At 36.0% G+C, this 16552-nt stretch carries 15 protein-coding genes; 14 read left to right on the top strand and 1 reads right to left on the bottom strand.

Going from position 1 to position 16552, the window contains the following annotated elements; all coding sequences use genetic code 11:
• From ACFVR1_RS16705 to ACFVR1_RS16690, 4 genes are read left to right on the top strand one after another with little or no spacing between them, the layout of a single operon-like run.
• A complete protein-coding gene (locus tag ACFVR1_RS16705) occupies nucleotides 1-984 on the top strand; it encodes a nuclease-related domain-containing protein (protein ID WP_387585650.1) in 984 nt (327 codons plus the stop codon).
• Entirely contained in the window at nucleotides 977-1915 is a 939-nt protein-coding gene (locus ACFVR1_RS16700) for a diacylglycerol/lipid kinase family protein (RefSeq protein WP_387585648.1), read from the top strand. The genes ACFVR1_RS16705 and ACFVR1_RS16700 overlap by 8 nt, the downstream gene beginning before the upstream one ends.
• 4 nt (nucleotides 1916-1919) lie before the next feature.
• A complete protein-coding gene (gene trmB / locus ACFVR1_RS16695) occupies nucleotides 1920-2561 on the top strand; it encodes a tRNA (guanosine(46)-N7)-methyltransferase TrmB (RefSeq protein WP_387585646.1) in 642 nt (213 codons plus the stop codon).
• Between the two features lie 16 nt (nucleotides 2562-2577).
• The gene (locus tag ACFVR1_RS16690; protein WP_387585644.1) at nucleotides 2578-3423 is read left to right on the top strand and encodes a YtnP family quorum-quenching lactonase; all 846 of its coding nucleotides are present in this window, start codon (nucleotides 2578-2580) and stop codon (nucleotides 3421-3423) included.
• Between the two features lie 360 nt (nucleotides 3424-3783).
• On the opposite strand, the gene ACFVR1_RS16685 is transcribed toward ACFVR1_RS16690, so the two are convergent.
• Entirely contained in the window at nucleotides 3784-4098 is a 315-nt protein-coding gene (locus ACFVR1_RS16685; protein ID WP_387585642.1) for a hypothetical protein, read from the bottom strand.
• Nucleotides 4099-4261: 163 nt separating this feature from the next.
• On the opposite strand from ACFVR1_RS16685, the gene ACFVR1_RS16680 reads away from it, so the two are divergent.
• From ACFVR1_RS16680 to ACFVR1_RS16635, 10 genes are all read left to right on the top strand, one after another.
• Complete coding sequence (locus tag ACFVR1_RS16680; protein ID WP_387585641.1) at nucleotides 4262-5335, top strand: M42 family metallopeptidase; 1074 nt, start codon at nucleotides 4262-4264, stop codon at nucleotides 5333-5335.
• A gap of 1822 nt (nucleotides 5336-7157) precedes the next feature.
• Nucleotides 7158-7676 (top strand): DUF84 family protein, encoded by a 519-nt coding sequence (locus ACFVR1_RS16675; protein ID WP_387585639.1) that lies wholly within the window; start codon nucleotides 7158-7160, stop codon nucleotides 7674-7676.
• A gap of 66 nt (nucleotides 7677-7742) precedes the next feature.
• Nucleotides 7743-8252: a hypothetical protein gene (locus ACFVR1_RS16670; protein ID WP_387585637.1), complete on the top strand. Its 510-nt coding sequence runs from the start codon at nucleotides 7743-7745 to the stop codon at nucleotides 8250-8252.
• A gap of 13 nt (nucleotides 8253-8265) precedes the next feature.
• Complete coding sequence (locus ACFVR1_RS16665) at nucleotides 8266-8577, top strand: thioredoxin family protein (protein ID WP_387585636.1); 312 nt, start codon at nucleotides 8266-8268, stop codon at nucleotides 8575-8577.
• Between the two features lie 246 nt (nucleotides 8578-8823).
• Nucleotides 8824-9636, top strand: a complete 813-nt coding sequence (locus ACFVR1_RS16660) for a DUF1444 family protein (protein WP_387585635.1) — start codon at nucleotides 8824-8826, stop codon at nucleotides 9634-9636.
• Nucleotides 9636-10241, top strand: a complete 606-nt coding sequence (gene ytpR / locus ACFVR1_RS16655) for a YtpR family tRNA-binding protein (protein WP_387585633.1) — start codon at nucleotides 9636-9638, stop codon at nucleotides 10239-10241. The genes ACFVR1_RS16660 and ytpR overlap by 1 nt, the downstream gene beginning before the upstream one ends.
• A gap of 937 nt (nucleotides 10242-11178) precedes the next feature.
• Complete coding sequence (locus tag ACFVR1_RS16650; protein WP_387585632.1) at nucleotides 11179-13632, top strand: DNA translocase FtsK; 2454 nt, start codon at nucleotides 11179-11181, stop codon at nucleotides 13630-13632.
• A gap of 125 nt (nucleotides 13633-13757) precedes the next feature.
• A complete protein-coding gene (gene murC, locus ACFVR1_RS16645) occupies nucleotides 13758-15056 on the top strand; it encodes a UDP-N-acetylmuramate--L-alanine ligase (RefSeq protein WP_387585631.1) in 1299 nt (432 codons plus the stop codon).
• Nucleotides 15057-15258: 202 nt separating this feature from the next.
• Entirely contained in the window at nucleotides 15259-15714 is a 456-nt protein-coding gene (locus ACFVR1_RS16640; protein WP_387585630.1) for a DUF948 domain-containing protein, read from the top strand.
• 21 nt (nucleotides 15715-15735) lie between these two features.
• On the top strand, nucleotides 15736-16329 hold the full coding sequence (locus tag ACFVR1_RS16635; RefSeq protein WP_387585629.1) for a YtxH domain-containing protein: 594 nt from the start codon (nucleotides 15736-15738) through the stop codon (nucleotides 16327-16329).
• Nucleotides 16330-16552 lie beyond the last annotated feature (223 nt).

The raw sequence follows: 16552 nt of genomic DNA, 5'->3' as shown, positions 1-16552 counted from the left end.
ATGGCTCAACTAGTAAAGCTTCAAGATTATATATCTCGTTATCAAGTCGATTTAAAGAGATATCCAACTCAATTCGTTCGGTTAAAGAAGCAACAGTGGGAACGAACAATCGTAAAATGGGAACAAGGTTCATTTGACTCTTCATGGTTAGAAAAAGAAGATGAGGTAGAAGTATTGGAAAAAAAGTCTTTTTTTTCTAAGCTATTTAATCGAAATAATAAAGAAGGAAATTTAGAAGAGGAAACATGGGAAGAAACGGAGCTTCTAGAGGAAGATGTTGTGCTAGAGGACACTGCCTCGCTTCATTTTGAACCAAATATTGTGTACAACCCACAAACAAAAGATGAATTAAAGCGAATGTATTTAAATCAGCTTTTTCATTTTCAATTGAAGTGGGCTAGCTCTACATTACGTGAAAAGTCATATGTTGATCCAAAGTTTATGCGTGATAAATTATTACGAACACTTACTTTGCAGCTTCCAGATAATTATTTTTTGTTTTATTATCCTATTTTGAAATTAAAAAAGGCTCCAGTCGAACTAGATATTCTGCTTATTTTGCCTACAGAAATTATTTGTATAGTTGTTCTAGAGGGTAATGATTTAGACGCCTTTATAGGAAGTAGTGATCGATTTTGGTTGCGAAAAAGTGGTAAGGAAGAGAAAAAAGTACTAAGTCCAATGGTAAGTTTAAATAGGATGGAGTCAATCCTATTGCAAATAATAAAGAAAGAAGATATTGATTTGCCGATTAGGAAAGTAATTTTATCGAGAAATGGTTATATAGATTACCCTGGTACTTCTTTTAATACTCAATTTGTTGATTCGAGGAAATTTCCAGATTGGTTTATGGCATTAAAATCTTCTCCTTCCCCTATGAAACATATGCAATTCAAAGCCGCTCAAGCGATACTTGACCTTGTCCAAACAACTTCCTATTCTAGAGCCGGGTGGGAAGTAGACAGTGAGGAAATAAATGAATAAAATCGTCTTTATCGTGAACGAATATGCAGGTAATGGACGAGCGAAAAAAACATGGTCGCTCTGGAAATCCAGCCTCACTATTCCGTACACTTATTTTCTGACAGAATACATCGGACACGCAACAGAAATTGCTAAGAAATGTGCGGAAAGTAGTAAAGAAGAGTTAATCATTATTGCTATAGGTGGAGATGGAACAATTCACGAAATAATTTCTGGTGTTACTGATTATGAACATGTTCGAATCGGAGTTATTTCAGCGGGTAGTGGAAATGATTTTGGTCGAACATTTCCTGTTTTCCATAGAACAGAACAGTTAAATGAATATGTAAATGAATTGGATACCTATGAGGAATTTGATTTTGGAAAACTAACAACAAGCAAAGACTCTTATGGGTTTGTTAATAATGCAGGATTTGGCTTTGATGCGAAAGTTGGTTATGCTGTCAATAATTCCAAATGGAAAAAGCGGTTGAATTGCTTGGGATTAGGGAAAGTTACATACATACTTTATGTGATAAAAGAACTATTAACATTTAAAAGATTTTCCTTCACTTTACATACAGAACAAGATACGATAAAGTTTGATGATGTTTGGTTTATTGTAGTATGTAACCAGCCGTTTTTCGGTGGGGGTATGAAGATATCACCGAACTCTCAACCAAATGATCAATTAATCGAAATGACAGTAGTGAATAAGTTAGCTAGATGGAAGTTATTATTTATTTTCGGAACTGTTTTTTTCGGCAAACATACAAAGTATAAAGAAGTGAAACAACTTCAAGCGAAGAATTTTACAATAACAATGCATGATCAAGTATATGGGCATGTAGATGGGGAATTCTCTTGTATGACATATATTGATCAAAGCTACTTTTTTTCTGTACAATCAAAAGCTTGGAAATTAGTCAATCCAAAAAGTAAAGGGAGTTAATGTAATGAGGTTAAGACACAAACCGTGGGCAGAGGATTTCATAAATGCTCATCCTGAAATTGTAATTCCAAATCCAGAAGATCTAAAGGGAAAATGGGATACAGAATTTAATAATAATAATCCACTACATATAGAAGTTGGTACAGGAAAAGGGCAGTTTATCACTGGCATGGCAAAACAAAATCCTGCTATTAATTATATTGGGATTGAACTATATGATAGTGTTATAGTGAGTGCACTAGAAAATGCACTCGAGGCACAACCACTACCAAATTTACGCTTGTTAAAAGTTAATGGAGCAGATTTAGCGAAGTACTTTGAAAAAAATGATGTGGACCGAGTATATTTAAACTTCTCCGATCCTTGGCCAAAAATTAGACATGCAAAAAGACGTCTAACACATGAAGGGTTTTTGAAATTATATGAATCTATTTTAATAGATAATGCTGAAATTCATTTTAAAACGGATAATCGTGGCTTATTCGAATATTCTTTAACGAGTATGTCGGCTTATGGAATGTTAATAAAAGACGTTTCACTCGACTTACATGCAAATATGCCGGTAGATAATATTATGACAGAATACGAGGAGAAGTTTTCTGCAAAAGGACAACCAATTTATCGAGTAGAAGCAAAATACGTGTAAAAGGGGACCTGATAGAATGGATACATTTCAATTTCATGACATGTCGTTCACTTGGCTAAAGGGCGGGACAACTTACATGGATGGAGGAGCTATGTTCGGTGTTGTTCCAAAACCATTATGGGAAAAGAAATATCCCGTCAATGAAAAGAATCAAATTGAATTACCATCGGATCCGCTTTTCATTCAATACAAAGGACATAATATATTGATGGAAGCAGGTCTTGGCTTCGGGAAATTTACGGAGAAACAACTCCGAAACTATGGAGTGTCCGATCAATCTCAGGTGGAGGATGATTTAGCTCAACTAGGAAAATTACCAGAAGATATCGATATAATTCTTATGACACATCTCCATTTTGACCATGCATGTGGGCTAACAAAATGGGAAGGTGACAGACTAGTTCCGAGCTTTCCAAATGCTAAGATTTATGTCTCGGATGTTGAATGGAATGAAATGAAAAATCCAAATATTCGTTCTCGAAATACCTATTGGAAAGAGAATTGGGAACCAATTGAAGGGCAAGTTATCCCGTTTTCAGGATCCATTCAAGTTATGGATGGAATCGAGATGGTTCATACTGGTGGACATAGTGATGGACATAGTATTATTTTGTTTAAACAAAACGGAGAAACAATTATTCATATGGCAGATTTGATGCCAACCCATGCACACCAAAATCCATTATGGGTGTTAGCATATGACGATTATCCAATGACTTCTGTTTTTGCCAAAGAAAAATGGGTAAATGAAGGGTTACGCCAAAATTACTGGTTCAGTTTTTATCATGATGCCTTTTATCGTTTGGTAAAATGGTCCAGTGATGGAAAAGAAATAGTAGATAAAATCAAACGTACTCGTTAAGAAAAGAGAAAATGCTCTTTTAAAAGGAAAAGGTTTCGGGAATGTCCAACATTCCCGAAACCTTTTTATTATTCTTCCTGCTCATTCTCTAGATATTTTTGATATCATCGCAGAACACTTGATTAATAAATAGAAGGAAAAGACAGGAGACTCCTGCGGCAACGCCTTCATGACCAACATATGTTGGCAATGAAGGTTCGATGATTCATCCTCGGAAAACAAGTGTCTTTTTTCGGACTCGCTTTTTTTCATTGTATTTTTATAGAAAAAACTTTAGACAAACTCGTTTTTTCCGAGTATGTCTAAAGTCTGAATGTAAGCTTGATATTGCGACTAAAAAGTAGATTCCTTAGGGTTTATTTAAATCTTAACTAACTCCACAACTGTTCCCGTTTTTGCGTCTGCAGCAAATTCAAATTGTTCGAGTAGACCATTTTTTACTCGGGAAATACCACCTTTATATACATTTAAGTGAATAGCTTCTTTCTGAAACGGCTCGGGATGCATGTAAATCCATGATCCATCTATCGGACCTTCTTGTTTAAATGAATTTTTTATCTCCTTTAATACAAGTTCTGCTGATCTATTCAAGTCTATTTTACTGGCTGCTTGACTAGCTACTACACCGATCACAATACCTGTTCCAAGACCCATCATATAATCGCGAAGTTTCAATGCTATTCCTCCTTAGTCTTTTTTTTAGTGTATCATATATCTAAATTCAAATAAATTTTTCGGTAGTCGAAGTTTTTATGTAGTAAACGATTCCAACATTTATTACAATAGAAGTGGAATCTATATTTTAAAATTGAAACCCAGCTTTAGGAGGCTTTTACAGATGAATGAAGAAACTCGTTCGCTATTTAAAACATTAACAGAATTACCGGGCGCACCAGGTAATGAGCATGCAGTACGTAATTTCATGCGCAGTGAGCTTGAAAAGTATTCAGATGAAATTGTACAAGATAATTTAGGAGGCATTTTCGGCTTGAAAAAAGGCGATGAAAATGGTCCGAAAATTTTAGTTGCAGGGCATATGGATGAAGTTGGTTTTATGGTATCTGGCATTACAGATAACGGAATGATTCGTTTTCAAACATTGGGTGGTTGGTGGAGTCAAGTACTGCTTGCTCAACGAGTTGAGATTGTAACGTATAATAAAACTATTCCAGGTGTAATCGGTTCAATACCTCCTCATTTATTGAGTGATGAAATGCGAAATAAGCCAATGGATGTTAGAAATATGCTAATTGATATTGGTGCAGACGACAAAGAAGATGTTCTACGTATGGGCGTTAAACCTGGTGATCAAATTGTTCCTGTATGTCCATTCACACCAATGGCAAATGACAAAAAAATTATGGCAAAAGCTTGGGACAACCGTTATGGTTGCGGATTAGCCATTGAACTTTTAAAAGAAGTGCAAAATGACAAACTGCCTAATATGTTGTATTCTGGAGCTAATGTAATGGAAGAGGTTGGCCTACGTGGTGCACAAGCATCTGCAAATATGATTAATCCTGATCTATTCTTTGCATTAGACGCAAGCCCTGCAAATGATGCTTCTGGTGATAAAAATGAATTTGGTCAACTTGGAAAAGGAACTCTTTTACGCATTTTTGACCGTTCAATGATAACTCATCGTGGTATGAGAGAATTTGTATTAGATACAGCAGAAACAAATAACATCCCATATCAATATTTTATCTCGCAAGGTGGAACGGATGCAGGACGTGTTCATACTTCAAATGAAGGTGTACCGAGTGCTGTAATCGGAATTTGCTCTCGTTATATTCATACTTCTGCTTCTATTATTCATACGGATGATTATGCTGCTGCAAAAGAGTTAATTACTAAATTAGTAAAGACTTGCGATCGTACAACTTTAGAAACAATAAAATTAAATGTTTAAATAGGTGCCCAAGTGGCATCTTTTTTTAAAAGATAAGAAAATATATGGATTTTCTTCCTGCGAAATCAGTGTTTATGGTACTTTAAAGAATTAAATAATACCTCGGATTTCCGTTTCAGGTGGACGCTTTCCGCGAGGGCGCCGCTACGCGTTCGTTGTGATGGCACATCTGTCTCACAGAGGAACAAAGGCTAAGAGCGCCACATCGTGTGGCAACGCCTTCGTGACCAACATCTTGTTGGCCTCCGACTGGAGTCGCTACCTTTCACTCCAATCCATTAAGTGAGTATTTCCTAACAAGAAATTTACCAGCTATAGCTAAGGGGATAGAAATAGTCTAAGTAAACGAAGTTAATATGTAATCCAGTAATCGTTGTTAAATAAGAGATGCTATTGCTTTTTAAAATCTTGGGAAAAGTATAGTTCTCTAACTAATGTTGATAGTACTTTAAAGAATTAATAATACCGCGGATTTCCGTTTTAGGTGGACGCGTTCCGCGGGGTGAGAGATGGGCCATCACCGCCGCTACGCGTTCGTTGTGATGGCCCATCTGTCTCACAGAAGAACAAAGGCTAAGAGCGCCACATCGTGTGGCAACGCCTTCGTGACCAACATCCTGTTGGCCTCCGACTGGAGTCACCACCTTTCACTACAATCCATTAAGTGAGTAGTACCTAACAAGAAGATTTATCCCTGCTATCGCTAAGAGGATAGAAATAGTTTAAGTAAACTTAGTGACTATGCCATCCTTTTATCGTTGTTAAATATGAGTTGCATTGCTTTTTAAAATTTTGGTGAAATTTTGTGCACCCGGATAAGGTATAGTTCCCTAACGATAATACCTTGGATTTTCGTTTCAGGTGGACGCTTTCCGCGGGGTGAGCGATGAACCATCACCGCCGCTTACGCGTTCGTTGTGATGTTTCATCTGTCTCACTCATCCCGCTGGAGTCGCCAGCTTTCACTACAATCCATTAAGTGAGTAGTACTTAGCAATAAGATTTAGAACAGCTATAGTTAAGAGGATAGAAATAGTTTAAGTAAACGTAGTGATATGCATCTGGATAAAATACAGTTCCCTAACTAGGATTTAAATAACACTATCTTACTAAGCAATTATAAATCTTCCCATACATACTAGTTGATTGGAGCGGAGGCGGCGACTTCTGCGGGAATAGCAGATGTTTTCTGCACCGAAAGCGAAGCGGCAGGTGCATGAGCGGAAGGCCCCGCAGGAACGCAGGAAAGGAAGGAAGGCTAAGGGCGCCTCGTCCTGAGGCGACGCCTTCATGACCAACATTGTGTTGGCCCAGGAGGCTGAAGCCATGCCCGCGAAAAGCGTCCGCCGTAGCGGAAAGCAACGCATTCATATGCTACCCTTCTTGAAAGTACCGAACGTCTTTTTGCCTGGCTCTTCTTAAAGATAAGTATGTAATTTTTTTGTTCATGAACAGGTCGTTTTCCGCTGTGGTAGGACGCTTACCATGAGGCAAGTATCAAACCGCTTCCTTCAGTCCGAGCGAGGCGGGTGACTTGATTTGCTTACTAATTCCCTAGTACTCGAGGCCTTTTGCTCCAATCAACTGTGCTAATAAGAGAGTCACCCAATCAATGAACTGAGTTACTTTCTTTTGCTTATCTATTGAGCAGTGTACAATATAGAAAATAGATAGATCGTGAAGTGACGCAGTCACTTCACGATCCATAGCACTAACGGTAATAATATAGCCAATGTTTTGTCCGAGCACTTTGGAAATGGTGAAGACAAGATGCCCTTAAAGGAGACTTGCGCTTTTCTTACTAGAATAGGAGGAACAATGTTTGAAAATATTAATAGGAACCAATAATAGAGCTAAAACAAAAGCTGTCCACACTATATCTAGTTTATATTATCCAAACGCGGAGTTTGAAAATAAAGAAGTACCATCACTTGTATCAAGCCAGCCAATGAGCGATGAAGAAACTAGACAAGGTGCTATTAATCGTGCTAAACAATTAATGGTGAATTCAGACGCATCATTTGGAATTGGTTTAGAAGGTGGCGTAAATGAAATTGATGGTGTCATGTATATTTGTAATTGGGGCGCACTTGTAACAAATGACGATAATGTCTTTACTGCAACAGGTGCAGGTGTACCTTTACCAAAAGAAATAGCGACTAAGTTGAAAGAGGGGTTCGAACTTGGACCGATAATGGATGTCTATACAAATACAAATGATATCCGTCAAGGGGAAGGCGCAATTGGGGTATTTACAAATGGTCTTGTAACAAGAAGTGATATGTTTGAACATATTATGCTCTTACTTATTGGCCAATACGAACTTTCCAAGAAATTCTAGTAGTTGCAAGTGGTGTAAATCATCGTTAAAATATATATCAGTTATGCTTTGAATGGAGGAAGGTAAATGACCCGAAAATGGATACGATTCTGTGTCGTGTCGGTAGCTGTCATTTTATTGGTAGGCTGTTCTTCAGTAGAAGAGCAGGCAGCAGACGGAATTGAAAATGCGAAAATCGTGTTTCAAGGAGATGCTGAAAAGCCAAATGAAAAAGTGGGCAACTTGAAAATCTTTTTGCCAAGTGGATTTACAATTGAAGAATCGGACCAAACTAATATTATATTATCTAAAGGGAAAGATTCATACATATTATTTAACAATCCAAATGAGCTTTCTGAAAGTCAATTATATTATGATTTATTGATAGCTGATACTAAATTAAAAATAGTTGAAAAGAATACGTTTGAACAAAATGGACGATTTGGTTTTGCTGCAATTATCCAAAATAGCGAAGAAAACTTTGAATTAATCACGAGTATTGGTGGCATTAAACTTACAACTATTTCTAAACAACCTAATATTGCTTCAAACTTAGAGCAAATGATGAAAATAGTACGATCCATTTCAACTAACTAAAGGAGGAAAATATGTGGAGAATCTAATTTCTGTTGAACAATTCGACAAACTAAAACAAGAAAATAAGGTAGTTTTTAAATTTACAGCGGATTGGTGTCCTGACTGTCATTTCATAGACCCTTTTATGGGAGAAGTGGAAGAAAAATTTTCAGATTTTCAATTTATTTCCGTTGATCGAGACAAATTTATTGATCTTTGTATTCAATTAGATATTTTCGGTATTCCTAGTTTTATTGTTTTTGATAAAGGGGAAGAAAAAGGGCGTTTCGTTAGCAAAGATCGTAAAACAAAAGAAGAAATTGTGTCCTTCTTGCAAACAATCTGAACTTAACTAGAATTAAACTCCCTACTATATATTATTTTTGCTCATCATACTTGAGAAAAATAGCTAATTCATATATAAAGAAAGTAGCAAAGCATCCGAATTTGTTTTTCTTCGGATGCTTTTAATTGGGAAGGAATGATTAGGATCATTCCGATCCAATCTTTCCAAGGTAATAGTCAGAGTTTTTTGCGACGAGTAACCGCAGAAGCAGAAGCTTAGTCTTTAATTGAAAAAGGAGGGTGAAGAATGCAAGCTCAAGAACTAATACGTTTATTAAAAACAAAACTTTCGGAAGATACATTTGCATATGATTATAATCGAGAAACGAATAAACTTCGACTTACACATAAAACGATAAACAAAGGAATCGATATTTCTGTTCCTCCGATTTTAGCGAAATATGAAATAAAAAAAGAACAAGCTATAGAAGAAGTAGTATATACTATTCATCAAACCTTCCAAGCAATGGAAAAGGAAATTGCGGGAGACATTAATCCTTCCTCATCTGTTTATCCGGTTATACGGTCCACCTCTTTCCCAAAAAATTCGAATGAAGGAAATCGCTTCATCATAAAAGAACATACAGCTGAAACAAGAATTTACTACGCAATAGATTTAGGTAAAACATATCGTTTACTTGATGAAAAAATGTTAGAGAGTTGGGGAATTCGTGAAACTGAAATTCGAGAAAGAGCTCTTTTTCAAGTTCGAAATTTAGTAAATAACTATAAAAAAGATGAAGTAGCAGGTAATATTTTTTATTTTTTCAACAATAACGATGGTTATGATGCAAGCAGAATACTTAATGAATCATTATTAAAAGACATGAAAAAGATAATTGTTGGAGATATGACTATTTCAGTACCCCATCAAGATGTTATGATAATTGGTGATATTAGAAATGAAACAGGGTACGATGTTCTTGCTCAAATGACGATGCATTTCTTTACAGTTGGAACAGTTCCGATCACATCTTTATCATTTGTATATGAAAATGGTGATTTAGAGCCAATTTTTATTTTAGCGAAAAATCGAGTAACGAAGGAGAAAGAAGAATAATGAATGTTTTTTACAACCGAGATGGCGTTGGAGATGTATTATTACTGCAATTAACTCCAGAAAAAATTGAAAAAGTAGTTACAGAAACAAAAGGTGATGTCACGCTAGTTAAAGATGCAAAATCCGAAGAAGTAGTAGCGATCAATATTTTTGGATTTAGTAAATATGCAGAAATTCAAGCTAAAGGAAACGTGGATTTAACAGAGGATTTGGTAAATAAAGTAGAAAAAGCTCTAGTTTCTAATAATGTAGAATATAAATTAGTTGTAGATTTTTCTCCAAAGTTTGTTGTAGGTTACGTGGAATCTTTAGAACAACATCCAAACGCCGACAAGCTAAAAGTTTGCCAAGTAAATGTTGGTGAGAATACATTACAAATAGTTTGCGGGGCACCTAACGTAGAAGCTGGACAAAAAGTTGTTGTAGCAAAGGTAGGGGCAGTAATGCCTTCGGGAATGATTATTAAAGATGCAGAGCTTCGCGGTGTTGCATCAAGCGGTATGCTTTGTTCCGCAAGAGAATTAGCATTACCAAATGCACCAGAAGTTAAAGGGATACTAATTTTGGAAGATAGTTTAGAAGTAGGTAGTTCATTTTTAAAATAATGAAAGAAAGCATGCCAAATTGGTATGCTTTTTTTTGAATGAAAGGTAACCTAGAAACTACTATTACATGAACAGGTTGATCTCCGCTTCAGGCGGACGCTTTCCAGGGGGCAATCATAAAGCCGCTTCCGTTGCTCCTGTGCAAAACTCGTCGCAGAAAAGATTAAGTTCGTCGGAAAAATTAATTTTGCTGCGCTCCGTCCAGGGTTTTGATTTGCTTGCTAATCCCCTAGGAGTCGCCGCCTTCCGCACCTATCAACAGTGCAAATAAGAAAGATAATATTGTTAGTCGACATAATGAACCGGTACTTTCTTTTGCTTATCCATATGGCAAGCGGAACCAGTGAAAACATAGGTAGTATCTTTCGATAAATAAGTGAAGAGCTTCCGAAATTGTATCTTCGGAAGCTTTTAATACGTAGGGAAGTATTTTTTCTATAATTAGCCAAACCAAACGCATCATGTCCGCACGAATTCCAAGAGGGCGACGGACAAACATTCGCCATAAGATGACTGAAAATGAGGAGTTGGAAGTGACGTAGTCACTTCCAACTCGTCAAAATCCACCGGTAATAGTGAAGCAACTGTTTCGTCCAAAGCACTCAGGAATTAGTGAAGCCAAGATGCACTTAAAAGGAGCGTGCGCTTTTCTTATAGAATTTGAAACATATCGGTTGTGCAGTTTCTTGTATTGTTTGGAGAAGCGTCACCTCATTTATTTCGCGAGCGATAAGCTTCGGAGAACACAAATCACGTTTCACACACATTTCTAGGGTAATAGTGTAGGGGATGTCTAGTCCGAAGCACTAGGGAAATGGTAAAGATAAGATGAAATTAAAAGATGCCTAGGCTTTTCTTATGTTTTTATTGTTTAGTAAAGACGACATCTGATATTACTGTTAAAATAAATAGTATCTATCTAGAAAGAGTGATGAATTTGAAATGGTTTAAAAAATTATTTGCAATAAATGATGTTGAAAATAGAGAAGAACAAATTGTAGAAGTAGAACAAGATGAAGAACTGGTTACACGTACAAACTCGAGAACTCCTTTTCGTTTTCCTTTAATACCGGATGAAGAAAAAAATGAAAATATATATAGTGAGCCAAAAACAGAAAAAAATATAGGACAAGCAGTAAAAGATAACCAATTAAGAGATGAGCAACCTTATAAACCTCTTCATACACAGGAGTTATGGCAAAAAAGAAAGCAAGAGCCAATTGTACATTGTGCGCCAAAAAAAGAAATAGTTGAGTCTCCTGTGAAAGAAACACGTAAAAAAGCGTTTACTCCAACTCAAGTGCCTTCACCTGTTTTTGGATTTTCAAGAAAACAAGAAAAAATAATAGAAGAAACAATTGAAAGTAAAGTGACAGAAAATGAAAATGAACAAACCTTTAGGGAATTAGCAATTACGGAATTACCAAAACAAGAAGTAGAAAAAGTGACAACTGCTACAGTAACTATTGAGGAAAAAGGCTTGCTATCTCAGCATACAGATGGACAAGCACAGGACAGTCCTATAGAACCAGTGGAAGAAGTAAAACCAAATATACCTAAAGAAAATATAAGACCGTTTAATGCATTAATGCTCAAATCAGATAAAGAAAAAATGGAAGAAACAGTTGAAAGTAAAGTGACAGAAAATGAACAAACCTTTAAGGAATTAGCAATTACGGAATTACCAAAACAAGAAGTAGAAAAAGTGACACCTGCTACAGTAACTATTGAGAAAAAAGAATTGCTATCTCAGACTACAGATGGACAAGCACAAGATAATCCTATAGAACCAGTGGCAGAAGTAAAACCAAATATACCTAAAGAAAATATTAGACCTTTTAATGTATTAATGCTTAAATCAGATAAAGAAAAAATGAATAAACTAGTAACAGAGATGCCGGTCTACCAGCCGGAGATAAAACCGGTCGTGTCCCAAATAACAGTGCAGGAAACGGAATCAAAACCAGAATATAGCTCCTTAGAGTATACAAGACCAGATATTAGCTATTTACTTCCACCGGAAATGAAAAATGAAGATAAAGAATGGATGGAGGAGCAAGCATTAACACTTGTGGAAGCACTATCTCATTTCCAAGTAGCTGGTGAAATTATTCAGACATTTCAAGGTCCAGCAGTAACGCAATTCGAGTTAACTGTAGGGCATGGAACAAAAGTAAGCAAGATTCGTAATTTAGCAGATGATTTGAAACTTGCTCTTGCTGCAAAAGATATTCGAATTCAGGCACCAATACCAGGGAAAAGCTCAATTGGTATTGAGATCCCGAATCGTAAGTCAAGAGCTGTTCGTTTATCTGAAGTAATTAATACGAGTGTTTTTCTAGAATCAGACTCTCCTCTGGAGGCTGCGCTAGGGCTTGATCTTACAGGTAAACCAGTGACTCTTGATTTACGTAAAATGCCACATGGATTAATAGCAGGTGCGACAGGTTCAGGGAAATCTGTATTTATTAATTCACTGCTTGTAAGTCTAATTTATAAAGCCAGTCCTGAAGAGGTTAAACTGTTATTGATCGATCCAAAAATGGTAGAACTAGCCCCATTTAATCATATACCTCATCTTGTAAGTCCGGTTATTACAGATGTGAAAGCTGCAACTGCTGCTTTAAAATGGGCAGTAGAAGAGATGGAGCGACGCTATCAACTATTTGCACATATTGGCGTAAGAGATATTAATCGATACAATTCCCTTGCAACGGAAAAGCGACAATTTGCACAAAAACTTCCGTTTATTGTTATCGTAATTGATGAGCTTGCTGATTTGATGATGATGGCACCTACGGAAGTAGAAGATGCTATTTGTCGAATCGCACAAAAGGCAAGAGCTTGCGGCATACATTTAGTATTAGCAACACAACGTCCATCTGTCGATGTTATAACCGGGCTTATAAAAGCAAATATTCCTACAAGAATTGCTTTTTCAGTTTCTTCCCAAATTGATTCTAGAACTATTCTAGACCAACAAGGAGCAGAAAGATTGTTAGGTAAAGGCGATATGCTTTACCAAGGAAATGGCATGTCAAGTCCAGTTCGTATTCAGGGAACATATGTATCGGATGAAGAAATTGAGAATATCATCGATTATGCAAGATCTCAAGGAACACCAGAGTATATGTTTGAGCAGGAAGAATTGCTACAAAAGGCTGAGAATGTGACAGAACAAGATGAATTATTTGAAGAAGCATGTCGGTTTATCGTAGAGCAGGGTTCGGCTTCCACTTCTTTATTACAACGCAAATTTCATCTAGGGTATAACCGAGCTGCGAGGCTAATAGATGCTATGTATGAAAATGGATATATAACAGAACAAAAGGGAAGTAAAGCTAGAGAAGTGCTACTTACTGACGATAATCTAGAACAAATTTTTAGTTAATATAGTTTATTAATATTAAGGATTAAATAATGATATAATTGGGAATACGTCTACTAAGGCGGAATAATCTATTTATTATTTGAATATGCATATAAATGGGGATAATCCCAGGAGGTTTACAAAGTATGACAAAGTATCATTTTACAGGCATTAAAGGGTCTGGAATGAGCCCGTTGGCACAGATATTACATGATGTTGGTAACGAGGTACAAGGATCTGATATTGAAAAATATTTTTTCACAGAGAAACCATTACATGAACGTAATATAAATGTATTATTATTCGATGAAGCGAACATTCAAGAAGGAATGACCATTATAGCAGGTAATGCATTCCCAGATAGCCATCCAGAGTTAGTTAGAGCGAAGGAACTTGGTTTGACGATTATTCGATATCATGAATTTTTAGGTAATTATATGAGTCAGTTTACTTCAGTGGCTGTTACTGGAGCACATGGCAAAACATCTACAACAGGATTGCTTTCTCATGTTTTAAGTGGGTACAAACCCACCTCGTTTTTAATTGGAGATGGCACGGGGAAAGGCATGAAGGATGCTGAAAATTTTGTGTTTGAAGCATGTGAATATCGACGACATTTTTTAGCTTACAATCCAGACTATGCGATTATGACAAATATCGATTTTGATCATCCAGATTATTTTCATGATATTGAAGATGTGTTTAACGCTTTCCAATCGATGGCTATGCAAGTGAAGAAGGGAATTATTGCTTGCGGGGATGATTCATATTTACAAAAGATTAAAGCACCAGTCCCTGTTCTTTATTATGGTTTTGGCGAGCAAAATGACTTTGCTGCAAGGAACTTGGAAAAAACAACGGAAGGTACTTCTTTTGATGTTTTTGTTCGCAATGAATTTTACCACCGTTTCTCTATTCCTTTGTTCGGTGATCATGCAGTTCTAAATTCATTAGCTGTAATTTCTCTATGTCATTACGAAGATGTACCTGCGGATATTATTCAAATGGGTTTAGAAACTTTTGAAGGTGTTAAAAGACGTTTTACTGAATCGGTAATCGGAGATCGTATGATTATTGATGATTATGCTCATCATCCTACAGAGATTAAGGCTACGATTCAATCTGCAAGACAAAAATATCCTAATAGAAAGATTATTTCTATTTTTCAACCTCATACTTTTACGAGAACACAAAAATTTCTTAGTGAATTTGGCGAGAGTTTGAGTCTATCAGATCAGGTATTCTTATGTGATATTTTTGGGTCAGCGCGAGAAAATGCAGGTGACTTAACTATTCAAACATTAGCTGATATTATTGATGAAAGTCAAATATTAACTGAAGAAAATGTAAATCAATTGCTCAACTATGATAATGCAGTCTTTTTATTTATGGGAGCAGGAGATGTTCAAAAATACCAACAAGCATTTGAAGAAAAGCTTGTTTAAAACTTGTTTCTAGACAGAAACTAATTAAAGAATGTATAATTACTTATCTGATTAAATAAAAAAAGCTTAATCCAAATTCGGATTAAGCTTTTTTATTTAAAGAATATTTGAAAGAAACGTAGTATAGTATTATATAGAAAGAAGTTTAATTTTATTCATTAAAGGGTAAAAATGTTGTATAACAACCGAAGGAGGATACACAATGGAAAATCTCTTATACATAGCTGCTATTATAGCCGCAATTGCATTTTTAGTACTTTGTATAAGCCTGGCAGTTACGTTATTTTCTGTGAAAAAGACATTGAATAATGTTGCGAACACACTGGAAGGGCTAGATACAAATTTACAAAATGTTACGAAAGAAACTGCGGAACTTCTTCATAAAACAAATGAATTAGCAGAAGATATTCAAAAGAAATCAGAGAAGTTAAACACGGTAGTGGATGCAGTAAAAAATGTAGGAACTTCTGTTACTGGATTAAACTATTCTATACAACGAATTACTTCTTCTGTCTCATCGGAAGTCGAAAAAAACGAAGAGAAGATTGCACAAGTTATTCAATGGAGTAATGTTCTTCTTGGTGTTCGAGACAAGTGGAAAGAGCGTAAAGCTCTAGAAGAAGCAGAATACAACACATACGATTCGAAAAAAAAATAATAAATTATTGGAGGAAATAACATGAGCAATTATAATCACAATAAACCAAATTATAATGATTCAAAACACAATAATGAATATTATGAAAATCAGTCATCGTATAACCAGCAAATGCAGGGGAAGTATTCTCCACAGTCTTACAAAAACGAAAGTAGAGACAATATATACCGTGATGACGAGGTAACTGGCAAAGATTTCATCATTGGAGTGCTTTTAGGTGGTATTATTGGTGCGGCTACTGCATTATTATTAGCACCAAAGACTGGCACCGAGCTAAGAGAAAATATCACAACTCAAGCTGGGCATTTAAAGGACAAAACAAAGGATTTATCATCTACTGCAATAGAGAAGACCACTCAATTGTCTAAACAAATCCAAGAACAATCAGGACAGCTGGTAGAGAAAGTAAAATCTATTAAAGGTATGCCAACTTCTCCTCTAGATGATGGTACTGCATCGTCAGAAGGGGAAGAGCCAATGGATTATATGGAAACTATTTCTCATACGACAGAAGAGGAAACAGCACGCGAAAAAGATGAAGACGAAGAGGAAGATTCAACAGCAGTTGCAGAAGCTATAAAAGATGCAGTAGTAAATAATAATTCAAATAACTAAGTAAAAGTGGTAGTCCTTTAAGTCGAACAATGACATAGGGGCTATCACTTTTTTTAGTATTGCTCATGTTAAAACGTAGATTTTAAGAAAAACCCAAGCGCAGATATTTGCTTACTCCTTGTAGTTGAGTTGCTTGAAATCCAGTATTGAATGGTTTTATAAATAGATACATATTAGATTGCATAAAAGGAGTATATTACTAGGATCGATAGAACTTGAGGAG

The sequence above is a fragment of the Psychrobacillus sp. NPDC058041 genome (assembly GCF_042885655.1).
Taxonomy (GTDB): Bacteria; Bacillota; Bacilli; order Bacillales_A; family Planococcaceae; genus Psychrobacillus.
Note: the sequence above shows the minus strand (reverse complement) of the source record. Positions and strands in the feature narration are given on the sequence as shown.